At 43.2% G+C, this 23,304-nt stretch carries 17 protein-coding genes and 1 riboswitch; of the genes, 2 read left to right on the top strand and 15 right to left on the bottom strand.

The window, feature by feature from the left end; genetic code table 11:
• Positions 1-369: 369 nt before the first annotated feature.
• The 6 genes from NSS87_RS03975 to NSS87_RS03950 form a co-directional block, all read right to left on the bottom strand.
• Positions 370-1,098 carry an ECF transporter S component gene (locus NSS87_RS03975; RefSeq protein WP_339244954.1) on the bottom strand — a complete coding sequence of 243 codons (729 nt, stop codon included), beginning with the start codon at positions 1,096-1,098 and terminating at the stop codon, positions 370-372.
• A complete protein-coding gene (locus NSS87_RS03970; RefSeq protein ID WP_339244952.1) occupies positions 1,080-2,750 on the bottom strand; it encodes an energy-coupling factor transporter ATPase in 1,671 nt (556 codons plus the stop codon). The genes NSS87_RS03975 and NSS87_RS03970 overlap by 19 nt, the downstream gene beginning before the upstream one ends.
• On the bottom strand, positions 2,723-3,613 hold the full coding sequence (locus NSS87_RS03965) for an energy-coupling factor transporter transmembrane component T (protein WP_339244950.1): 891 nt from the start codon (positions 3,611-3,613) through the stop codon (positions 2,723-2,725). Before NSS87_RS03965 ends, NSS87_RS03970 begins: the two co-directional genes overlap by 28 nt.
• Positions 3,613-4,587: a DUF4430 domain-containing protein gene (locus tag NSS87_RS03960; RefSeq protein ID WP_339244949.1), complete on the bottom strand. Its 975-nt coding sequence runs from the start codon at positions 4,585-4,587 to the stop codon at positions 3,613-3,615. Before NSS87_RS03960 ends, NSS87_RS03965 begins: the two co-directional genes overlap by 1 nt.
• Before the next feature lie 73 nt (positions 4,588-4,660).
• Complete coding sequence (locus tag NSS87_RS03955; RefSeq protein ID WP_339244946.1) at positions 4,661-8,662, bottom strand: S-layer homology domain-containing protein; 4,002 nt, start codon at positions 8,660-8,662, stop codon at positions 4,661-4,663.
• A 164-nt stretch (positions 8,663-8,826) separates the two neighbouring features.
• Positions 8,827-9,028, bottom strand: a riboswitch (cobalamin riboswitch).
• A gap of 91 nt (positions 9,029-9,119) precedes the next feature.
• Positions 9,120-9,698 (bottom strand): hypothetical protein, encoded by a 579-nt coding sequence (locus NSS87_RS03950; RefSeq protein ID WP_339244944.1) that lies wholly within the window; start codon positions 9,696-9,698, stop codon positions 9,120-9,122.
• Between the two features lie 219 nt (positions 9,699-9,917).
• Here NSS87_RS03950 and NSS87_RS03945 point away from each other — a divergent pair, with 219 nt between their 5' ends.
• Positions 9,918-11,639 carry a cellulase family glycosylhydrolase gene (locus tag NSS87_RS03945; protein WP_339244941.1) on the top strand — a complete coding sequence of 574 codons (1,722 nt, stop codon included), beginning with the start codon at positions 9,918-9,920 and terminating at the stop codon, positions 11,637-11,639.
• A gap of 62 nt (positions 11,640-11,701) precedes the next feature.
• Here the strand turns inward: NSS87_RS03945 and NSS87_RS03940 are convergent, their stop codons facing one another.
• The 6 genes from NSS87_RS03940 to NSS87_RS03915 form a co-directional block, all read right to left on the bottom strand.
• Positions 11,702-11,995, bottom strand: a complete 294-nt coding sequence (locus NSS87_RS03940; protein WP_042184951.1) for a hypothetical protein — start codon at positions 11,993-11,995, stop codon at positions 11,702-11,704.
• A gap of 25 nt (positions 11,996-12,020) precedes the next feature.
• A complete protein-coding gene (locus NSS87_RS03935; protein WP_339244938.1) occupies positions 12,021-12,578 on the bottom strand; it encodes a hypothetical protein in 558 nt (185 codons plus the stop codon).
• Positions 12,579-12,749: 171 nt separating this feature from the next.
• Positions 12,750-13,580, bottom strand: coding sequence for a carbohydrate ABC transporter permease (locus tag NSS87_RS03930; protein ID WP_094870023.1), 831 nt, complete (start codon positions 13,578-13,580; stop codon positions 12,750-12,752).
• 12 nt (positions 13,581-13,592) lie between these two features.
• On the bottom strand, positions 13,593-14,492 hold the full coding sequence (locus NSS87_RS03925; protein WP_042184949.1) for a sugar ABC transporter permease: 900 nt from the start codon (positions 14,490-14,492) through the stop codon (positions 13,593-13,595).
• 72 nt (positions 14,493-14,564) lie between these two features.
• Positions 14,565-15,881, bottom strand: a complete 1,317-nt coding sequence (locus NSS87_RS03920) for an ABC transporter substrate-binding protein (protein WP_042184948.1) — start codon at positions 15,879-15,881, stop codon at positions 14,565-14,567.
• A 58-nt stretch (positions 15,882-15,939) separates the two neighbouring features.
• Entirely contained in the window at positions 15,940-18,033 is a 2,094-nt protein-coding gene (locus NSS87_RS03915) for an amylo-alpha-1,6-glucosidase (RefSeq protein ID WP_339244933.1), read from the bottom strand.
• Positions 18,034-18,267: 234 nt separating this feature from the next.
• Between NSS87_RS03915 and NSS87_RS03910 the strand changes: the two genes are divergently transcribed.
• Positions 18,268-19,278, top strand: a complete 1,011-nt coding sequence (locus tag NSS87_RS03910) for a LacI family DNA-binding transcriptional regulator (protein ID WP_042184946.1) — start codon at positions 18,268-18,270, stop codon at positions 19,276-19,278.
• Between the two features lie 91 nt (positions 19,279-19,369).
• Here NSS87_RS03910 and NSS87_RS03905 read toward each other — a convergent pair whose 3' ends face one another.
• The 3 genes from NSS87_RS03905 to NSS87_RS03895 form a co-directional block, all read right to left on the bottom strand.
• Entirely contained in the window at positions 19,370-20,023 is a 654-nt protein-coding gene (locus NSS87_RS03905) for a SprT family zinc-dependent metalloprotease (protein ID WP_042184945.1), read from the bottom strand.
• A gap of 99 nt (positions 20,024-20,122) precedes the next feature.
• Positions 20,123-21,568 (bottom strand): sucrose phosphorylase, encoded by a 1,446-nt coding sequence (gene gtfA / locus NSS87_RS03900; RefSeq protein WP_339244930.1) that lies wholly within the window; start codon positions 21,566-21,568, stop codon positions 20,123-20,125.
• A 15-nt stretch (positions 21,569-21,583) separates the two neighbouring features.
• Entirely contained in the window at positions 21,584-23,266 is a 1,683-nt protein-coding gene (locus NSS87_RS03895; RefSeq protein WP_339244928.1) for an alpha-glucosidase, read from the bottom strand.
• Positions 23,267-23,304: the final 38 nt, after the last annotated feature.

Below are 23,304 nucleotides of genomic sequence, written 5' to 3'. Positions count from 1 at the left end.
GACCGGAGCATCGCCTGTTTTTTAAGGTTAGATCTAGGAGCATCGCTACTAGAATTCCATACCGATTGTAATATCTTTAGTGGCCAAACCTCCAGCCACTAGGTACTACCGCCCCCCTTCGGCTAAAAACCGAAGGGGGGTTCTTTGAGCCTTTCTTCGATGTAGAGTTTAGGTTTCGCGCTGATAGCAGCGGAGAGAACGGACTGATTGTGGAAAAGCGGAGCGTTCGCCTTTGTGTCCGGATTTTACCCTAGGGGGAAAAATTCAAAAAAATCTGGACACAACAGCGATTGTAACAACAGTCCGTTCTCGGAGCGTCCGCCAGCGCAATGCGCAGCACTTAAAACGCCAAACACCCAATTCCAAAACCTAAGGCTCAATCAACCCATACTTCGTTTTTATCCGATCCAACTTTTCAATCATAGGGTTAGCAATGAAAAAGAGGAACACCACCGTCGAGACCGCATGCACCATATCAAACCAAAAGGCGGAAACATAAGTCGTCATCAAAGCCGATAATGAGAACTCAGAAGTGAACATCATCAGCGAGCCTATATTGATAATGCCTCCATATACCAAGAACGTTGCTAGCCCTCCAAATATACAGAGAGACAGCTTAGTCTTTTTAAGCAGACCTTTCTTGAAGAAAATGCCCGCCAGGAAGCCAATGATGCCAAAACAAAACATTTGCCAAGGCGTCCAAGGTCCCTGCCCAAAGAAGAAATTGGAGACGAAGCCCGCAACAGCACCGACCAGAAATCCTGCTTCAGCTCCCAAACTCACCCCTGCGATGATGACAATGGCAACAACCGGCTTAAACTGCGGCAACATGAAAAAGGCTGCGCGTCCAGCAACGGCAATAGCTGCTAGCACCGCTATGACGATTAGTTCCCTTGCCTGCGGCTTCCGATTCTCGAACACCAACGCAAACGGAATCATGGTGTAGAGGACGATCAATAGGCTGATAAAGTAATATTTGCGATCATCTAGGACAAAGATACCTAACAAAATTGTAGCTGGAATAACTATAAAGATTAGCAGTCCCGCTAATAAAGTTCGACGACTCAAACGACGACCCGTCACCTGCTTCGTTGACATAAATCAATCACACCCTCTATCGTTACTCCCTCGCTCCATACATGACGCGCCATACGGTTGGCGGCAGTCGTATAGAAGCTGTTTCCAGCAAAAAACCTCTGGGCTTCATTCGTAGTGATGATACTTCCATCAAAGAACATGGCGCAGACCTCCGCGTATTTGGCACAGAATTCAACATCATGCGAAACCATTACGATGGTAACACCTTCAGCATTAAGCTTCTGTAAGAATAAAGCTAATTTCTCTTTAAAAGGTCCATCCAGTCCCTTCGTCGGTTCATCCAGCAGCAGAATCTTTGGTTCTAACAAAAGCACTTTTGCCAGCGCAGTACGCTGCTGTTCTCCCCCGCTAAGATCATACGGATGCATCGAGAGAAGATGTTCCAGTTCTGCGAACTTAACCACAGCCTCAACTTTAGCCACCTTTTCTTCCTTCGTCAAAGGAAGCTGAGATAACATTTCGTATAAATCTAGCTCGACTGTTTTTTTCACAAATAAGGTTTGCGGATTTTGCGGGAGGATGCCCAGATTGTTAGTAAACAGTTCTTTGGCATTCATTTTTGCTGGGTTCTTTCCACCGATTAGAACCTTCCCTCGATAGGGCTGAAGGATGCCGCTCATCAAGGAGAGTGTTGATGTCTTCCCTGTTCCATTCCCACCAACTATGCAATAGAACTGCCCTTGCTTTACTTCAAAAGACAAATCTTTAATGATGTCCGATCCGTGTTTATCATACTTAAACCATACATCCTTAAACTTTATGACTACAGACCCGTCCACTTTCGAGCTTGGCTGAGATTCTGCGATCGCTGCAGGTGTCTTCTCCTCTAGAAAAGCATCCAACCATTGGCGTCCTTCCTTCACTGTAACAGGCCATGCTAAGTCATTCTCTACGCCTGCGTAAATTTGCATGGGTGAGGGCATGGACAGAAACATCGGATGATTCAGCTTGTTTAGAGCTTCTCCCACCCTTTGCGGGGTATCATCAGCAATCACGATGCCCTCATTCAGCACAATCAGCCGATCTGTAAGCGGAAGAACATCCTCTAGACGATGCTCTGACATGATAACGGTTGTTCCAAGCTCGCGATTAATCTTTTTGACCGTCTCCAAAAAATCAGAAGCGGCGATGGGATCTAGCTGAGAGGTAGGCTCATCAAGGATTAGAACCGAGGGATGCATAGCCATAATCGCAGCTAAATTGAGTAGCTGCTTCTGGCCACCCGATAGCTCAGTCACACTTTTATGGAACCAGGTCTGAATTCCGAAAAAGCTCGCCATCTCAGCCACGCGCAAACGAATCGTAGAATTGTCATAACCTAAGCTTTCAAGGCCAAAGGCCAGTTCATGCCACACCTTGTCTGTCACAATTTGATTATCCGGACTTTGGAGTACATAACCGATTTCCGCTGCCTGTGTCCGTTGATCGATCTCCTCTACAGGTTGACCCTTATAATAAATCGCCCCTTGGCGTTTGCCATGTGGGGTTAGGATTGTTTTCAGTTGTCTTAGTAAGGTACTTTTGCCGCAGCCTGACTTTCCACACACAGTAATAAAATCTCCGCTTGCAATCGTAAGATTAATGTTCGAAAGAGCCATCTGCTCTTGTTCAGGAAAAGCAAAGCTCAGTTCTTCGATTCGATAGATTTCCATTTCATTGCCTCCACCATATTGATGAGCACAGGGATCATACATAGCGCAAGATAAGCGATATATACAAGGATACTAAAAGGTGTAATTGCGCTCGCTTTAATCGACGGATAATATCTCATCGTGTTCTCACCCATTGCTGCGCCGATAGTTACCATCGCAATTAAGCCTGTCATGATCAAGAGGGCTACTTTGTCCCGGGCATCTAGACGGAAGATCGAAAAGCTTGTACGTCCAGGCAATCCATATCCTCTTGACTTCATGGAATCCGCCGTCTCAATCGCATTTTCCAGGGCCCAGGTGGTCATTATCGATAGGATCGTAATCCCATTCCGCGCTCGCGCGAGGAGATTTCCCTGCGTAACATCCCGGCCAATACATTTTTGGGCATTCGAAATCACCTTGATTTGCGCTAAATATCTAGGAACAAAACGAAGCACCATCGAAAAAATCAACGACAGTGCCGGCATTATCTTTCCGAATATATAAATAAACTTATCCGAGGTCATCACGACGTTATAACAGGAGAACCATATGATTACCGTCACAAACATGCACGCCGCTGCTACGCCATAAAGAATGGATTCCTTCGTAATGGGATTTCCATTGTTCAAATAGAACAAGATCGTTACCCCTTGATGATTAAAAACAGGGTTCATAATCGCCATAAATAGTAGAAAAGGAACCATGTACAGCAGATTAAACCGAACGGCTTTCTTTCCTTTTAACATAAAGGAGTAGACCACTGCACTGATAAGGGCAATCACCTGAAATATGGGATGCATGAACACCATGCTAAACAGCAATACAACGACAAAATATAGAAAATTCACAAACGGATGAAAGGTAGAAAAGCTATCCTTCATTATTTCTGAGCTCCTCCTGTGGCTACATAACCACCTACATCTCGACCTAAATCACAAGTGTATACCCATTCAACGACATCGCCATCCGTGAGAACATAACGACTACTGCCGTAGTTAGGGAACCAGCCATTTACTTTGTACATCCATCCACTAAGCTCTCCAGCATCAAATTCATAAAGATTATTTATGCCTTCAATATAATTACTGTTATAGATCGGAGTCATACTGAATTCCATATGGATTTTATTCTTCTTCATCTCTCTTAGCAAAACATCAAACACAGACTCACCTTCATAAAAGGTTACCTTCTGCGCTTTATAAATGATACCATCTGCCGGCAATACTTCAACCTTATCCTTATTGAAAATATTCATATTATCTAAAATCGTTGCTGCCGACACGGACAAAGTAGCCGTTAATTGCTTCTTCTTATCTACCGTTGCATCTTGCCATTCCACGGGCTTAGGTTTCCCGCTCGGCACTGGATCGGTAAGGAATTTATCCTTTTTCGGTTCCTGCTTTGTTTCTGTTGTCGCTACTTTTGAATCCGGTTTGATTACTGGTTTTACCGTCGCTTTCGTTTCCGGCACGGACGTTTTAGCCGCTTTCGGTGTTGCGGTCGGTTGTGCCTGTGTATCCGATTTAGGTGTTGCAGTCGGCTTTTCAACCTCTGTTACCGCAGTTTCGGTTGGCGTTACCTCTTCAGTTGGTTTTACCGTTTCAACGGGCTTAGGCTTAGCTGTTTCACCAGGTGTAGCTGTAGGAGCTATCTCCGTTGTCTCGGCATCACTTGAGGTTGTAGGCTCTACATCAACATTCTGATTGGAGGCCGTATTGGCTGATTCTACAACTTGAGACTCAACACTGTTACTCGCAACCTTGTTCGGGCTCTTCTGATAATTCCCGCCCCAAAAGAAGGCAATCGCCAACACACCAATAATTAGTATCGCTGTTAGCCATTTTTTCTTATTCATTTCTTAAGTTCCCCACCTTAAATAATAAGCAAGGGTATACATGCTACCCTTGCTTATCTCTTTAAATAAAGTTCTATTTAACGTCTGTCATGTCATAAAGACTCGTCTGACCCTTAACGAACCGATCATAAGCAACCAGTGCATACATCGCTTGATCCGTAGCCATAAGATCTACTTCTCCGGGTTTCGCGCCTCCGTTGCCTACGCCACCCTGCTTCACGTGATAAAAACCACCTTCAGGTGCAGCAAAGCCAAGCAACGCATCTACCGCTGAACGACCATTTTTAATAAATCGGGAATCCTTATGTGGGTCTATTCCAAGTCCAGTTAAAGCTACGATAACCTGAGCAATGCTCTCGGAGTTCGTAGATTCCCAGCTTGCAAAACCACCATCTGCTGTTTGCGTTTTGGATAACCAAGCAATTCCACGATCCACAGCAGCCGTTACTTTGGCATTCGTTTTGTAATACGGGGTCAAGCCTTGAATAACCATTCCCGTAATATCCGGATCGGCCTCAGTAGCATTACTGCCTAGTGCCCATCCCCCGCCGTTGATCTCTCTGCCTAAAATGTAATCAATGAGCATCTCTCTAGTTGTCTGCGTCTTTACATCCTTAACCACTGGAATGTCGTAATGATTACTATCCAGAGCGATCAGGGCAAACACAGGTCCATTAATGCCTTGCTTGATTACAGTATCAAAATCAGCGAGTGGTTCCAGTAGGTTATAACCCGCCACTTTATCAATATTTTTGCCGATTGAAGTTAATGCCAAAATAACTCTATCATATTCGGTATATTTTACGCTATGCAGCTTCCCAGCTTTTTCTTTAAGGGTGGCTTCTACATTCGCATAGTACTTAGCGTAATAACTATCTGGAACCTTTACACCAGAACGTGCCAGCCCGAACACTGTCCAATCCCCGCCAACCGAGGAGATGACCGGGTTTGTTACTGTTTTTTGCAAAAAGGCTGCCGTGTTCTGAATATATGGACTAACTGCTTTGTCGCCACTCTTATAATCATGGGTTCTAGTAGCTACAACAGCTGCCATTTCTCTAGTTACAAGCTCTTTAGGCTTAAACTGATTATTGTCACCTAACATAAGTCCGGTGGCAACAATGGTTTCCACATCTGCTTTTGCCCACGCAGACACAGTATTGATATCTTTAATAGCTGTACCTGGCTTCGTAGCCGGGATTGATAATGCTCTGACAATAATGGCTGCCATTTGTTCGCGAGTAATCTTGTCATTTGGCTTAAATTCATTATTAAAGCCTGTAATTAGACCTGCTTTATGAGCAGCGTTCACATATGGATAGAACCAATCACCCAAAGCGACATCCTTGTAGGTAATTCCTTTGTCACTCTTGGTATCCAGTTCCAATGCTGATACTAGGATCTTTGTAAATTCTGCTCTTGTAATGTGATCTTTCGGATTTACCTGACCATTGTTACCTTGGATGTACCCTTTTACTGTAGCTGTTTCAATCGCTGAGAACGCCCAGGATGAGATCTTATCGGCGTCTTTATACACTTGCTTGATATCGTTAGGAGTCGCTGTTGGCGATGGACTCGGATTTGGATCAACGTTGGCTTCTGGATTAGTTCCTCCACCCGCTCCTGGAACTCCACTTGGTTTAGGAGTGGCAGATGGGGTTGGAGTAGGGCTTGTAGTTGGTATCGGTGCATTTAGATCCGCACCCCACTGTGTTGTATAACGCCACTGAATACTATCTCCAGCACTCAGGGTATATTGAGATGCCCCAAAATCCGGATACTGTCCATTCACATTGTACATCCATCCACTACCGCTACCATGGTCAAATTCTCCATCACCCGCTATGGATTCGACATACACACTATTGTATATTTCTGTCCATTTATATTTATAGACGATACCTCGGCTGTCGAGCACTCTCTTTAATACAGACCATACTGTGTCACCCGGTTGGAGCTCTATCTGTGCCGATGGAACAACGTATCCCTTATTGATCGTAAGCTTATCCACGGATAGGGTTACATATTGCTTCGATGGAGTGGTTCCACCACCGCCAACGTTGCCATTGCCACTACCGTTACCTTCGCCAGTACCACTTCCACCATCACCAGGTGTTTGTACTGCGCTGGAGGTGTACGCAATGTAATCAGTGAAGTGATTGGTTTTTACGATTAAATCATTTCCATTATCGTATGCATACTCTGACTTGCCGCTTGCCAAACCTAAGGCGTCACTTGCAAATTTTTGAATCGCATGAGGTGTGCCGTCTTGAATATAGGCTACATCTTTTCCTTTAAGGTCCTTAAAGGTTAACGTAATAAAGTGACTGAATTCTACCTTTGCATTGCCACCCATGGAAAAAGCTTGGATAATGTTCTCCAGCTTCTTGTCCTGAGAAATAACCTGGTTCAGACTATCTTTTATTTCAGATTCTGTGCCTGTTAAAGGAGAGATCAATTCAATCGCAGAGGCATCCCCACTTGTAACTTTTGCACCCTTTGGAATGACTACAGATACGTCACCTTTGGTAGCCTCTATCTGAGGAAGATCGCTGTTACTAAGTAAACTGACACTAACCTTCGATTGTTGATCTTTAGGAATAACTACCGTTATTTCCTTGTTGCTGTCTCCAGAGCTGATCGGAATGATATAATCATGAGCATCATCTTTGATTACAACTTCCGGCTTATCACCCGAAGGTAACTCTATTTCTTTTTCTTTCGGATCTTCTGGTTGAACAGGTCCCGGCTTTTCGTCAGACATATCATATAGACGATTCTTATGATTGATCAGACGATCATAAGCAACCAGTGCATATGTACCTTGATCTGTTGCCATACCATTTACTGCTCCTGTTGGTCTACTCTTAAAGCCACCATCAGGTCCAGAGTTGGCTAATAACGCATCAATTAGGGATTTACCCTCTTTAACAAACCTTGGGTCACTGTGTGGATCTATGCCAATTGCTGTTAAAGCAACAATAGCTTGTGCGATGCTTTCGCTACTTGAATATCCACCTTGACTGTTTTGGTTATCTTTCAACCATGCGACTGCCCGATCCACAGCAGCTTTTACATTCGGATTATCATAATAAGGCGCAAGAGCTTGTACGGCCATTCCAGTCATATCGACTTCGGCCCGAGAACCAAAAAAAGCCCATCCACCATTGGTTATTTCTTTACTTAAAATGAGCTGAATCAGTTTTTCTCTTGTGGTTTGCTCTTTATCCCCTTCAACTACAGGAATATCGTAATTTCGAGTATCTAAGGCAATCAGAGCAAATATAGGAGCATTAATCCCTTGATTCTTAACCAATTGATAATCAGCGAGCGCAGTTCTCAGATCATATCCTGCAACATTCGTGATATCTTTTCCGATAGATGCAAGACCTAAAATCCCTCTGGAATTCTCTGTACTGAAATATGGGTGGAGTTTACCATTATTTGTTGCCAATAAACTTTCAACCATCTTAGTTACATTATTGTAGTAGAGATCATAATAACCACTTGGTACTTTGTAGTTCGCACGTGCTAGAGAAAGAATCGACCATTCTCCGCTACCTGTTCCAAATGAAGGATTCTTTACGGTGTTAACGATGTAGGCCAAGCTTTTATCTAACTGTTCTTTAGCAGTGATTTTATAAGTAACCTGATAGGTTACATTATCTGCTTTGTTTCCTGCGCCATCTATAGCTGTTACTGCGATTACGTTACTACCTGGGTTTAGAGATGCTTTGTACTCATCATTAGTAGCTGACAGAACGACTTGGTTCAGCTTTACTACTGGAATAATGTCTTTATAGACATTGTCTGTAACCACTACTTTGAAGCTTACATCTTTACTGGATACTTCCTGTTTATCTTGTATACCTTCTATTGAAATCGTAGGCTTCTCTGTATCTGGCTCTTGTACTAGCGCATTAATCTGCTCTACTAGAGCTTGATCAACCTCTGTTGTTACAACTGCACTATCGGCAATTGCTTCATTCGCATGAGCCGGGATTACACTTGTAGAGAACGTCGTGATAAATACTGCTACAATAAGTAACCAAGCTAAAAACTTATTTTTCTTCATGTTTCCATAACCCTTCCCTTCTCTTCCTATGTTAAAAAACAGAATAAACTTTCATAGCACTACAAAAAAACCACTCAACATAACGTCAAGAGGTTTAAGATAGTGAACCGCAACAATAGCAGGCATATACTATATCAAACACCTCTCTATCGCTCGTAGAGTTTAACGGTGTATCAGAAACAGGCAGATATTCTGGCTCAAGTATCATCACCCTTGCTACCTTCCCAGTTTCCCAGTGGTACCTTGCAAGGACTCCTCTTTCACAGCGGCGGGACCGCGCGGGATTCACACCCGCTTTCCATTTAACCAATCTATGATTGTATTTCCGAAACATTCATAATTGGCACCTATTGCTAATATTAATTTTTCCATGCTTCATCATATCTAATATAGTTGCTTTTGTCATGCAATATTTGTTTTTTGTATAACGAGTAGTTAGCGATAATCCTATTGAATATCAAATCATTCTAACCACAATATACTCTTTTTCTCTCAGCTCAAAACCCTCCTCCAGTGACAAAGAGGCCAAATCAAAGATTCGATCATACTTTTTATTACGTGGGAGCCCTTCTTCCTCAGCCCAGCATGTATAGAGCTCGAACTCGGCACCAGATACCCCATAATCTGTCATAAGCCTAAATAACTCCCGACAACACTTGAGTGAGGCGTTATACGATCCCGGTAGAGTATCTTTTAGCTTAGGGGATACAGAGAAGCCGCCCCAATTCGGTGAAATCCGGTACACATACGGACTCCGAAAATGCTTGCGAATCTCATCGTTCCAATACCCAAGTTCCTCTATAAAAATACCCGCTGCATCTTCTTCCGAGTCGTATACAAGACAGTCCTCATCTCTTAAATGAGACAGATCTGCGATGTCATCCAAAGGAATTATACCTTGCAGGCGCAGAGCCTCTCTTTGTTTCTTATACTCCGGGGAATTTTTCATTTCATTATATGTCATTACTGACGGTACACTGCCTCTTTCTCCTAACGGAAGCTCTGTAGCCGAGCCTATGTAATGAAATCTGCTCACTGGATTGCCCTCCATAACTTTGGAATCACTGCAAATCACTAATTCATATATGAATTTACCACAAATTAGTAAGGTACTCGTTGAAATTATTCTATGTTAGGGTATTTGGTAAGCGTTTACAACGAATTCATGGAGGTGTACGTGTTCATCTAAGCACCAAAGTACTAAGGAAGGTCAGGTTTAAGCATCCTCAAAAATGATCTTACAAAGGAGAATTCAATGACTACTCGAATCCAGAAATCATTCTTATCATTGACCCTTGTCACCACTCTTCTGCTCTCTTTGTTCTCATCCATTGCCGCCGCTGCCACTAAGGACGAGCAACAAGCTAAGGCAGCACCAAAGAGTAAGATCCAATCCTATGTAGACGATATGCAGCCCGGATGGAACCTTGGCAATACTCTAGATGCTACAGGTGAGGATGAAACCTCCTGGGGCAATCCGCGTGTGACCCAAGAACTGATTAAGAAAATCGCCGCACAAGGCTACAAAAGTATCCGTATTCCTATCACTTGGGATTCACACATAGGCGAAGCACCGAACTACACTATTGAAAAAGCTTACCTCGACCGTGTCGAAGAAGTTGTAGGCTGGGCGCTGGACGCCAAGTTATATGTAATGATTAACGTCCATCACGACTCCTGGTTATGGGTAAGTCATATGGAAGAGAAGCATGAGGAAACGCTGGCGCGTTATAATGCAGCATGGACTCAAATTGCTGACCGCTTCAAGGATAAATCCGATAAGCTGATGTTCGAAAGCATTAATGAACCTCGTTTCACAGATGGCGGAAGTACGGATGAAGCGAAGATGGAACAGATGCTTGCAGAGCTCAACAATTCCTTCCATCAGATCGTTCGAAACTCAGGTGGAAAAAATGATGTCCGTCCACTAGTGCTACCTTCATTAGAGACTTCTCCTACCCAACCTAGAATGGATCAGCTCTACAAGACGATTACAGCTCTTAACGATCCGAACATAATTGCGACCGTTCACTACTATGGCTTCTGGCCGTTCAGTGTGAATATCGCTGGTTACACCACGTTTGAAAAAGATACAAAAAACGATATCATCCAAACTTTTGATAACGTTTACAACACATTCGTAGCCAAAGGAATCCCTGTTATCGTTGGTGAGTTTGGACTGCTAGGATTCGATAAAGATACAGGTGTGATTGAACAAGGCGAGAAGCTGAAATTCTTCGAGTACCTTACCTATTATTTAAAAGAAAAGAAAATGACCTCCATGCTCTGGGATAATGGGCAGCATTTCAACCGCAAAACGTATAAGTGGTCCGATTCTGAGCTGCAGGGTGTATTAATGTCTGGTCTGAAGGAACGTTCCTCCAGCACTGAAAGCGATCTGGTCTATCTAAAAAAAGGTGCAGCGATCAAAGACACCAAGGTGAAGCTGAACCTAAACGGCAATAAGCTAACCACGATTAGTGCAAATGGGAAGTATCTAACAAAGGGAAAAGATTACACCTTGAATGGCGAGGAGCTCACACTCAAAGCCAGCCAACTCAAAAAACTCACAGCTTCCCAAAAATACGGTGAAAATGCCGTGTTAACGCTGAAATTCAACAAAGGTGTTGCGTGGAGACTAAAGATCATCGTGAATGACACTGCCAAATTAAGTGATGCCAAAGGTACGACTGAATCGTTTGCGATTCCAACTACCTTTAATGGTAACCAGCTTGCCACGATGGAGGCTGTCTATACCGCTGGTGGCAATGCAGGCCCGCAAGACTGGACACCATTCAAGGAGTTCGGCAATACGTTCTCACCCTCTTATAACACGAAAGAAATCAAGCTGCTTCCAGCCTTCTTTAAAGATGTTAAAGATGGAGAGGTCATCTTGAAATTCCACTTCTGGAATGGTGATATCCTTACGTACAAGATCACGAAGAGTGGAACAAACGTTGTAGGAAAATCTTCTTAACTTTCGCTGTATAACATAAAAAGAAGTGTCCCTTCACGGGGACACTCCTTTTTTTAACTACATCATACATATACTTCTTCATACGTCATCAACATCAAGCGATAGACCAGATATACTCCAAGATAAGCTCCCGTTAAAAGGAACATTGGATTCAAAAAAATCGCATGGATCGAGGTCATAAATACCGTGTTATCTCTTAATATTTCATATATAGCTAGGGCAGAAATATTACCTAAAATAAGCGTAGACAACACAGAAGCTACATTAAAAACAATACGCCACTTTATCCATTTCCGTTGTATCATTAGCATGGCGACGGGAACCACTATACTGCCAAATACGATTAGAAATTTCATTTAGCCAGCCACCTCAGTATCTCTTTTAATCCTCCAGTTCAACACTTTCGATTTGCCCCTCGGCATTCACTGTCCACTCGATATCAACACCTGGCATCAATCCAAGCATGTCCTCATCTTCGATCACTACATGATCGGGAATGGTTATGCTTTGCTCTCCCCCACCTTCGACTTTAACGGTAACCTGTTTACCGTTAGACGTAGTAATCTTCCCATCATATTCAATCTGCTGCAAAACAATCTTTTGAGTCGCATCCGTTATGGTAACCCGCTTGCCGCCGTCTGTCAGCAGCTCAATCTTTTTATGATAGCCATCCTTTAAAGCAACTTCCTTAATCACCCTCTTAACACTAACACCCGCCGGAAGTCCCTCTGTATTTGTACCGGACGAGGTATTGGGTTGTTCAGTGGCACTGTTCGTAGCTGCAGGTGCAGTGGCTTCTGTTGTAGGCGTTGGAGTTACTTGTGTGGTTTCATTGGCAGCTTTAGAGCAGCCACTTAATAGGACGGTGCAGGCACAGATCAAACAAAGAATTGAAGTTCGAATCTGACGTTGTGAATTTCCTTTATTCTGTGTCATCATTTACCTCCGCATTTAAATTTCTTCCAGTTCTATTTAGTGAACATAGTTTTACCTCTTCCCTTCCTTTTATACCCCAACTTCCCCATATAAGATCGATAGAATGGTAACAATTCATGAACATATCAAAAAACCGCCCTGATTTAAGATCAGTGGCGGTCCTTGTAAATTAAATTATTTGCTGCCGGTAAACGTAATTCCCTTTATAAAGAAGCGGTTGAAGAATGCATAAATAAGTAGTGCGGGTAGGGTAAACACCATTGATGCAGCCATAATATAATTCCAGTGGCTAATATACTGGCCCTTAAAAGTATTGAGACCAAGTGTAAGTGTGAACATCGACTTGTCTGACATGAACATCAGTGGCTTCAGAAATTCATTCCATGCACCCATGAATACAAAGATCGTCTGAGCCGCCAATGCGGGGATAGCTAGTGGCAGAGCAATGCGGAAAAATGTGCCGAATTTATTTAGACCATCCATCTCGGCAGCCTCCTCCAGCTCTTTCGGAAAGCTCAGGAAGAATTGCCGCATCATAAAGATGAACGTCGCATTTACCATCATCGGCAGCGTCAGTGCGGCATAAGTATTCAACAAATCAAGCTGTTTCATGATCAGATATGCAGGCACGATAGTCAATTGGCCGGGAATCATCTGTACGGCCAAGATAAGAAAAAACACAACCTTGCTGCCTGTAAAATCAATACGTGCAAGCGCATAACCCGCCATAGAGTTGAACAAGGTATTGCATAGCGTTGAAACTACAGCGATGAGTGCACTGTTGAACATCCATCTGAGGAACAGCGGCTCCTTCACGAAGATGTCGTAATAGTTCTGGAAAGTGAACTGTTTTGGAATAAAGTTGATACTCCCTGACACAATCTCGCTTAACGGTTTAAACGATGAGGATAGTGCCCATAGGAAAGGTATGACCGTCACGCACCCATATGCGAATAACAGGAAATACAGAACCACCTTAACCCCTTTGGAATAGTTAATTACCACCTGATCGTCCTCCTAGTTCAGCTTCTCTTCGGAGAATAGCTTCCGCTGGATCAGCGTTACGATCATAATGACCGCAGCCAGCATGACAGCGAGCGCAGAAGCGTAACCGAAGTCGAGATTTTTAAACGCATACTGATAGATAAGCAGAGCCACCGTTAAGGTAGAGTTATTCGGGCCGCCGGAGCCTGCCGAAAAAATATACGATTGATCGAATAGCTGAAAGGTACCAATGACTCCCATGACTACCGTGAAGAAGGTCGCTGGCTTAATCATCGGAAGCGTAATAGAAATAAAACGTCTAAATCCTCCTGCCCCATCCAGCATGGCCGACTCGTACAATGCATCAGGGATATCTTGCAGTGCAGCTAAGAAGACTACCATAAAAAACGGAGCAGTAGACCATATATTCATAAGCATGATCGCCTTAAGAGCGACCGCCGGATCTCCAAGCCAGTTGTAACCATGCAAACCTACGAACTCAAGCACACGGTTCAGCAGACCGTTTGAATTGTAAATCCACATAAAAATAAGTGACAATACCGCCGAGGAAGTAACCGTCGGCATAAAAAAGACGATTCGGAAGAAATTTTTAAATCTAAGCTTAGCATTCAAAATAACGGCTAATAAAATAGCAAATGCAGTCTGCAAAGGTACAACGAACAGCGCAAAGGATGCCGTGTTTTTCAGTGCAATCCAAGCTCTCTCGTCACCGGCCATACGTGTAAAGTTATTGAATCCAACCCACTTGTAACTGACATCACCAAGTAAATTTACCTTATGTCCTGATAAATAGAGCGAATAAAAAACTGGCAGGAACAAAAAAGTGCCCAGTACAAGAATAGTAGGAAGCAGGAACAGATAGGCCGTCACATTATTTCTTAGCTTCTTTCTAAATGTTGAGACTTGAGTCATGCTTCACTTTTCCTTTCGTATCAGAATGAAAGAAGGAAGGGGTGGTCCGAAGACCCTCCCCCTTCAATCCGTTTATTTTGCTGCTTCAATTTCCTTATTCGCTACATCTTCAGCTTTCTTCATTGCATCCTCAAGCTTAGAGTTGCCCATAAATGTATCTACAAATTGGTTATTGAAGTTATTAGTGATGGTAGGCAACGTAGATGCGGCTTGCCAAGGCGTTGCATAGGAGGCACCCGCTACAATTGCTCCACGCAGTTCATCCTTGTCGTAGCCCAGCTCCTGTGCGACCGATTTCCGTGTAGGAAGTGCGAACCCTTTGCTGGTCCAGGTCTTCATTCCGTCCTTGCCTGTCAAGAAAGAGATTAACTGCCAAGCCGCTTCTTTCTTCTTCGATTGCTTGTTCATTACATAAGCTACCGTAAAGGCCATTGTGCCTTTAGTGCCGTTCACCGTTGGAAGCTCAGCGGTAGCATAATCCAGATCCTTGTAGTTGGATTCCAGGAATGGAATCGCCCAGTTGCCTTCGAATACGATAGAAGCCTTGCCTTGCCCGAACATTTCTCCACCCCAGCCAGCACCTACTTCCTTAGGCTCACCGGAGGATTTGTCAACGTTATGCATATCTACAACAAGCTGAAGACCTGGTAGTGCTTCCGCAGATGCGAAGGTTGCTTTGCCTTCTTCGTCAGAAACTTTTCCACCGAACGCTTGGATCATGAACATCTGACGTGCAAGCTCAGGAGCAACGCCGAAACCATAACGAGTGATTTTATCTCCTTCTTTTTTAGTCAGCTTGATCGCGTCTGCTTTCAGTTCATCCCAAGTTGTTGGAGGAGTCGTAATTCCCGCTTCAGCAAAATCCTTTTTATTGTAGAACATAGCGAGCGTAGAGAAATCCTTAGGGAATCCGTAAGATACATCATCCTTCTTAAAAGCATCAACCATTGGCTGTTCAAAGTCTGCAACATCAAACTCAGGTGTCACATAGCTGTCCAACGGCTCCAGCACATTAGCTTCAATGAGACCAGGCGCCTCAAATGCATCCAGATAGAAGACGTCCGGACCTTCTCCACCTATGAGTCTAGTCTTGATAACATCCATGTATTGATCGGCAATAACTTCGTAATTTACTTTCACATTCGGATATTTAGCTTCGAACTCCTTCAGCGTCTGATTTAACAGATCCTGCTCTTCAGGACTCGCTCCCCAGCCTGCAAGAGTAATCGTAACCGGCTCATCCGTTGTCGGTGCTGCTGTTTCTTTATCTGTGCTATTGTTTGTTGCTGCCGTTCCTGCGTTACTGTTTGTTTTGTTGCCACCACATGCGGTCAACATTAGTCCAGCAACCAGCATCAAAGATAGAATTATTAACCCCGATTTTCTCATTTTCAATACAACCTCCTTAGTATTGTCAGGCTTTTTATATAAAAAAATTACGTATTGCCTATAGAATCACCAGTTCATAACCTGTCTGGTTAGATAAAATCTCCAGCTTTGGCTCGTTATCCACACGACTAACTCGCAGGCTGAGCGTGCCATTGCCAATCTGTAATTGCTCCACCTTTAAGTCATTCATACCGTTTAGAAGTGCAGGCTTGATCGTAATCTGCCGGGTTAGAGCATTCGGTTGAAGACCAAGGAGCGCTTGCACGAAGGTCAATGGTGTTCCAGCCGCCCATGCTTGTGGAGAACAGGCTACCGGATAAGGAACAGGAGCACCGAGCTGGTCACTGTAACCACAATACAATTCAGGCAATCTGTAATATTCAAATTGGTCAGCTGCGTTCAGTAATCCTTGCATAACAGTGATTGCTTCCTCTGTGAACCCGGACTGACTTAGGCCAAGCAAACAGAGTGAGTTATCATGCGGCCATACACTTCCGTCATGGTAGCTCATAGGATTGTAACCTGTAGCCGCAGTACTCATAGTCCGAATACCGTATCCTCCGAAGAGATCAGGGGCTACTAGTCTTTCCGCAACTGCTTTTGCCCGCTCTGGCGAGGCGATTCCTGACATTAGAATATGTCCTGCATTCGAAGTAACGGAGTCTACCCGTTTCTTATCCTTATCCAAGGCGATTGCATAAAATTGCTCATCATCCATCCAGAAGTCTTCCTCGAAACGGGTTCGCAGCTGAGCTGCATCTTTTTCCATAACTTCTGCCTGTTCTTCGTGACCTAGAATCTTGAAGATAGGAGCAAGTCGAGTCAGCGCCTGATACACATAACCTTGAACCTCTACTAGCGCGATCGGGGCCTCCGCATAATCACCATTACTATGAATGACGGAATCCGCAGAATCCTTCCAACCTTGATTGGCAATTCCCTTGGATGACTTCTGATAATACTCCACAAAGGAATCCTTATCATAATCGCCATATTCTTTAATCCAATTCAATGCAGCGTTGAGATGCGGCATTAAAGAGCTAACAAAATCAAGATCTCCTGTCCAGTGGTAATACTCTGCCGTAAGCAGCAGGAACAGAGGTGTTGCATCGATTGTGCCGTAATATGGTGTGAACGGAACCTGGTTAGTAGCCGCTAACTCTCCATACCGGATTTCGTGCATCACTTTGCCTGGCTGCTCGTCGCGCCACTCATCTTCCTTCTGTCCTTGGTAGGCAGCCATTGTAAGTAAGGTTCCCTTAGCAATTTGAGGATTCAAAGATAACATCTGCAGCGCTGCAATCAGGCTGTCTCGTCCAAAGGGAACGGAGTACCACGGCAAGCCTGCAACCGGAAACTGCCCATAACCAAGGTCTGTTAGCAGCACCCGTAAATCTTGAACACCTCGATGGTACAGCTTGTTAAATAACGGCATATCACTGCTGATGGAAGTCGATGAAGCATTCCAACTAGCGTAAGATGCTCTGAGTTTATTCATTGCTTCCTTAGGTTCATGCTGCAGCGGCTCGTTGCCATCTATCATCGGAGCAATAAAGAAAGCGATTTCAACACTCTCCTGATGCTTCAGCTCGACATCGAAATGTACCTCACCAGCCTCGCTTATTCGGCTTTCCTGAGTATCCCATTTCACCTTGGTTTCTCTCAGTAACTCATCTGCCCCGAGATAACTGATCACTCTTTCACCTGAAGCACTTCGTTCACCCGTCTTACTTCCTAGCTTTCCATGCTGAAACCCACGAATCACGAACATATCTGTAAAATCTGCATCTAACAGCACAGAGAAATCGAATTGGATTGCTTTTGGATAATAACTTGTTAACTTGAAGGTCTCATATAGTGCACCCTCATAAATAAAGCGTGTACGTTCAATCTCTACAGACTCACGCCACAAAATCAATTTACCGTCTTCCTCCATATGAGGATTGGTAAGACGAATGGTAGAGATATAATTCTCATCGGCAGCGGAGGATAACAATATCGGTCGCTGATTATTAATTCGGATTTCCATTCGGCTTAAGAAACGGGTATCTCTGGTATAGAGACCTAGACCCGATTGATCATTGTCCGGTATGTCCCCACTTTTGTCCGTCATTAGAAACAGATCATTTTCTTTGATAACTCGATAATTCAAAACTTCCCCTCATTTCTTCGCTGTGTATCCGAAACGTTTCGGAAAAAGCACAAAAAAATATATATCTTCAGATAATCGAATGCTCGACAGACTTACCAAAACGTTTCGGATAAGGTATAATCGAATTATAAATCATGATGAAAGCATTTACAAGATGCATTTTATATTTTATTTTTTTAATATTTAAATACTACATATGGCCTTATTGTCCCTAAATATGAAGGAGGTATCCTTATGGTTACTATAAAAGATATTGCCAAAGCCGCCAGCGTATCCGTAACAACCGTCTCCCGAGCCTTAAATGGTTATGACGATGTTAACGAAGGTACCCGGCTCAAGATTAGAACTATTGCAGACCAATTAGGCTATAGCCCTAACATGGCTGCCAGATCGCTTATATCTAAAAAAACAAAAACGCTGGGTCTCCTACTCTCCAACGTAACAAGAGATAGCTCCAAAGACAATATAGCCTTTGAAGTATTATGCGGGATCAATGATCGTTCAGGAGAGCTGGATTATGACCTTGTACTCTTCAGCACAACCCCGCAAAAGCAAAGAGTGAAATCCTATAAGACATTATGCCAAGAAAGAGGTGTAGATGGTGTCATTATTATGGGGATTCGACTGGATGATCCCTATCTCAAGGAAATCGTATCATCTGATATTCCTTGCGTGCTCATTGATATTACACTTGAAGGGCCAAATGTCGGTTATGTCACCTCTGATAATACAAAAGGGGCGCTTCACGCAGTAACTCATCTGCTAGAGTCAGGACATCGCCATATTGCTATGATTAACGGACATACCCAAGCAGATGTAGCACTTCTTCGATTAGAAGGTTACCGTCTCGCCCTTGAGAATTACGGTATTCCCTTTGACGAATCCCTCGTTTTTAACGGATTATTTTCCGAACAAGGAGGAAAAGAAGCTGCTCAGCAGATGATGTCCAGCCATCCTGAGGTCACTGCTATTTTTTGTGCAAGTGATTTGATGGCGCTTGGAGCTATGCAGGGTGTGAAGGAAGCCGGAAAAGCGGTGCCCGGGGATATTTCAATTATAGGTTACGATAATATTGATTTGACAGCGTATTGCACACCAGCTTTGACTACAGTGAATCAACATAAATACGAGTTAGGAACCAACGCTGCTCAGATCCTCATAGATCTACTAGAGAAACAACAAGCTATTCATCATGTCATGCTTCCTAGCGAGCTAATAAAAAGAGATAGCGTTCGTACCCTTTAACATCATGAGGAACTCATTAACAATAAACAAGGATATCCCTTCATTAGGGACATCCTTGTGTTGTTTCAAATCGTGAATCAATACTAATTTATCACAGCGTCATAGCACGCCCATATCTAGCTAAATACTCTTCCTTCTCCTTATAATCCGGCATGAGGCTTCCAACCTTTCGCCAAAAAGAGCGGTCATGATTCATATGAAGTAAATGACACAGTTCATGGATGATTACATAATCGATAACTTCCACTGGAGCCATCGCTAGGCGATAGTTAAAGGTTAGCTTTTTATCCGAGCTACAGCTTCCCCACTTGGTTCTAGACTCAACAATGTCAATCGTCTTAGGCTTTACTCTAAGCTGTGTCTGATATTTATTGATCCGTTCACCTACAACCTTCTTACAGCTAGCGAAATAGAATTTCTTCAGCTTAAGTTTAAGCTCTTCCTCATTTAAATCCCCTGTCTCTATTAACTCCTGAAGCGAATAATATTTGCCTAGATACAGGAACTTACCCTCATCTTCATACTCTTTGAGCTTTGGTGTTTCTCGGTTCGCTTCAATACTTTTCAGCTTCTCCACTATTAATTTCCCATTACGCTCTACCACGCTTTTGATCGTCTCTTCACTTGTTTTCTTGGGAACTTTGAGCGTTATACGCCCTGAAGAATCTATATGAATGGAGATTTTCTTGCCATTTCCATATTGAACATTAAACTCGATCACCTGATTGTCGTACTCAATCTTCATACCCACCATCGTTTCTATAAGGTTATTCGCAAAAAAAAGAAGAACGCATTTTAGCGTCCCTCTATTTTAACATGATTCATCAACTCACTGGATACTCCCTTACAATGCAACCATTTCCCAATCCGCTAACTTTTCTTTTTGCGAAATCGTAAATGCCTTGGTTAACAGATTCGCTTCCAGTTTCGCTTCGTTCAGCAGATTTTTCCAGGTTATCACCACATTATTCTCATCCAACTGTTCAATCTGAATGTCTCCATCAAAGGCTGGATTACTATTTCTGAATTTCAAAATGTTAAAGAGCTTTTGCACAACCGGGCGCTTCACCTCAGCATCAACCTCATCTTGGGTATAATAATGCCGATTAATATTCCGTCCTTCTTTGGTCTTTTCCAGAAGCTCTATATCATTCACTCCAGCTAATAGCCCCACATAATAAATCTGCGGTATGCCTGGTGCAAAACATTGGATGGCTCTCGCCAGCAAATAAGCCTGATCATCATTCCCAAGTGCTGAATAATAGGTACAGTTGATTTGGTAAATATCAAGGTTGTTATATGCTTCAGTGCTATATATTTTTTTAACATTAGCTCCTTGGCTATAGAGACTTTCTCTTGTCATTTCTGCTTCTTCATCGCTCAAAAGATCCTTTACATCCACCACACCAATACCATCATGCGTGTCTAGTGTTGTAAACTGCTTTCTCGGGCAAATCTCCAGCCAATGAACCAACCGGTTTACTTTCCCACTAAATAAAGCATGCAGCACCAACATTGGTAACGCAAAATCATATACATAGTAATCCTGTTCTGCGATTTTTAACTGGATGCTATAATGCTCATGAATTTCCGGCAACACGGTCACACCATAAGGGGCAACGGCCTGCTCAGATTGATTCAGCATCTCCCAAATATCCGGCTCAACAAAGAAACAATTCGTACCGATTTTTTTGTTGGCATATGCGAAAGCATCTAGTCGAATAATTGAAGCACCTTGTTCCGCCAAAAAGGTAAGGTTGTCTGTTATAAATTTCTGCGTCGCTGCTGTGGTCACATCCAGATCAATCTGTTGTTCATCAAAGGTACACCATACTTTCTCCAAGCTACCATCCTTAAAGGCAACCTCTACGTATGGAGCGCGTGGTTTACGCTTATATATTAAATCCACATCTTCCTGAGTGGGCTCCCCGTTCGGCCAAAAATCCTTGTAACGGATAAACAAGTCGGCATATTCTGATGCATCTTTTTTCTCAAGAAAGTCCTGAAAATAAGGAGATTGTCTGGAGATATGATTAATCATAAAATCAAACATCATATAATAATCTTTACTCATCGCTTCGACGTCCGACCAATCTCCGAATGCAGGATCCACTTTGGTATAATCCATTGGTGCAAATCCTCTGTCACCCGAAGAAGGATAAAACGGTAGTAAATGAACACCTCCAACGATGCCTCGCAGATGCTTATCTAATACTTCGTTTAATTCTTTTAAATTACGCCCGAGGCTATCTGCATAGGTAATCAACATAGCTTCATTCTTAATTTGCATTATAAATCCCCCTCGTTAGATTTCGGCTACATCTGCACTCTTTTCCCCTTTGCATATCAAAGCCTCATAAGGCCTCAACAGACCATTATCATGATTATCAATGTTAGACAGTACAACATGGCCTGCAAGAGGATTAGTTAACGGAATGGCTTGATCCGTAAAATTACAAATTACCGTCCAACACTCATTCCCGTAAGTTCGAACATGTCCACCTAGCTCATTCGAGTCCACATAAATCTCATGATAATCACCATAAATTAACGCCTTATTGTCCCGTCTCAGCTTGATTAATTCCCTATAAAAATGAAGGATAGAATTATCATCTTGTAGCTCTTCCTCCACATTAATCGATGAGTAATTCGGATTCACATTAATCCATGGCTCCGCATTCGTAAATCCGGCCATTGGTTCTGAACTCCATTGCATCGGTGTGCGGCCCTGATCCCTGCTTCTGATCGCTAAATAGTTCAGGATATCTGCTTCCGATCTACCCATTGCAGTTTCGTTACGGTGATAATTTAAGCTCTCAATATCTCTGTACTCTTCAATTGAAGCCATGAAATAATTGGTCATTCCAATCTCTTGTCCTTGATAAATAAACGGTGTTCCTCGCATTAAGAAATAATAGGCAGCCAGCATTTTAGCTGAGTCTTTATGGTATATCCCGTCGTTACCGAATTTTGAAACCGAACGCACATGATCATGATTCTCCATAAAAAGTGCCATCCAGCCCTTATTGGCTGTCTCAATCTGCCATTTAGATAATGCGTGCTTAAATTCAGCCAGCTTCCAAGGATGATAGATTCCTTTAGCCATTGGCTTGGCATCCAGATCTACATGATCAAATTGAAATATCATATTAAAGACGCCGTTCTGCTCATCTACATATTCATGAATTTGCTCTATCGGAACTCCAGGGGCTTCCGCAACCGTCATCACATTGCGAGGTTCCAGAACCTCCTGTTTCATCTCGTGAAGAAAATCCAAAATTCCGGGTTGATTCAAACAAGCTTCTGCCAGAGGCACATAGCGGCGGTCGTCTTCAGACTTAAGGTGCGGAAATTGCTGATTTTTTTTAATAAATGTGATCGCATCAATGCGAAATCCGGCTATTCCCCTGTCAATCCACCAATCCATCATGGAAAAGATGCTTTGGCGAACTTCGGGATTCTCCCAATTAAGATCCGGTTGTTTCTTAGAGAAACAATGTAAATAATATTCCTGTGAGGTCTCGTCATATTCCCAAGCTGAACCTCCAAAATTCGATTCCCAGTTGGTAGGTTCCTGGCCATCGTTCCCAGGCTTCCATATATACCAGTCACGCTTTGGATTGTCCTTAGAACTTCTGGACTCCATAAACCAAGCATGTTCATCAGAGGTGTGATTCGCTACCAGATCCATGATCATACGAATTCCGTACGCTTCCGCTTGTGTGATCAATTCGAGCATATCTTCCATACTTCCAAACTCATCCTGAATTTTATAGAAATTCCGAATGTCATACCCATTGTCATCATTAGGTGAATCGTAGACCGGACACAACCAAATAACATTGATGCCCAAATCCCTTAAATACCCGAGTCGGTTGATGATTCCACGCAAATCCCCTACTCCATCTCCATTTGAATCCTGAAAACTCCGGGGATAAATCTGATAAACCACACTTTCTTTCCACCAGTTGCTGTTTCTAGTCTCCATAACTCCACACTTCCTCCAGCACCCGAGTTTAGGGCTTT

Origin of the sequence: Paenibacillus sp. FSL F4-0243 (genome assembly GCF_037963295.1) — a bacterium.
Lineage (GTDB): Bacteria > Bacillota > Bacilli > Paenibacillales > Paenibacillaceae > Paenibacillus_AQ.
The sequence above is the reverse complement of the archived record's forward strand: the minus strand, read 5'-3'. Positions and strand labels throughout refer to the sequence as shown.

Bases quoted from the DNA above. Each gene is read 5' to 3' on its own strand.
- gtfA (WP_339244930.1), bottom strand. From the start codon at position 21,568: ATGCAAATTAAGAATGAAGCTATGTTGATTACCTATGCAGATAGCCTC.
- NSS87_RS03945 (WP_339244941.1), top strand. From the start codon at position 9,918: ATGACTACTCGAATCCAGAAATCATTCTTATCATTGACCCTTGTCACC.
- NSS87_RS03905 (WP_042184945.1), bottom strand. From the start codon at position 20,023: ATGAAGATTGAGTACGACAATCAGGTGATCGAGTTTAATGTTCAATAT.
- NSS87_RS03960 (WP_339244949.1), bottom strand. From the start codon at position 4,587: ATGAATAAGAAAAAATGGCTAACAGCGATACTAATTATTGGTGTGTTG.
- NSS87_RS03965 (WP_339244950.1), bottom strand. From the start codon at position 3,613: ATGAAGGATAGCTTTTCTACCTTTCATCCGTTTGTGAATTTTCTATAT.
- NSS87_RS03940 (WP_042184951.1), bottom strand. From the start codon at position 11,995: ATGAAATTTCTAATCGTATTTGGCAGTATAGTGGTTCCCGTCGCCATG.
- NSS87_RS03925 (WP_042184949.1), bottom strand. From the start codon at position 14,492: ATGACTCAAGTCTCAACATTTAGAAAGAAGCTAAGAAATAATGTGACG.
- NSS87_RS03910 (WP_042184946.1), top strand. From the start codon at position 18,268: ATGGTTACTATAAAAGATATTGCCAAAGCCGCCAGCGTATCCGTAACA.
- NSS87_RS03970 (WP_339244952.1), bottom strand. From the start codon at position 2,750: ATGGAAATCTATCGAATCGAAGAACTGAGCTTTGCTTTTCCTGAACAA.
- NSS87_RS03955 (WP_339244946.1), bottom strand. From the start codon at position 8,662: ATGAAGAAAAATAAGTTTTTAGCTTGGTTACTTATTGTAGCAGTATTT.
- NSS87_RS03935 (WP_339244938.1), bottom strand. From the start codon at position 12,578: ATGATGACACAGAATAAAGGAAATTCACAACGTCAGATTCGAACTTCA.
- NSS87_RS03975 (WP_339244954.1), bottom strand. From the start codon at position 1,098: ATGTCAACGAAGCAGGTGACGGGTCGTCGTTTGAGTCGTCGAACTTTA.
- NSS87_RS03895 (WP_339244928.1), bottom strand. From the start codon at position 23,266: ATGGAGACTAGAAACAGCAACTGGTGGAAAGAAAGTGTGGTTTATCAG.
- NSS87_RS03920 (WP_042184948.1), bottom strand. From the start codon at position 15,881: ATGAGAAAATCGGGGTTAATAATTCTATCTTTGATGCTGGTTGCTGGA.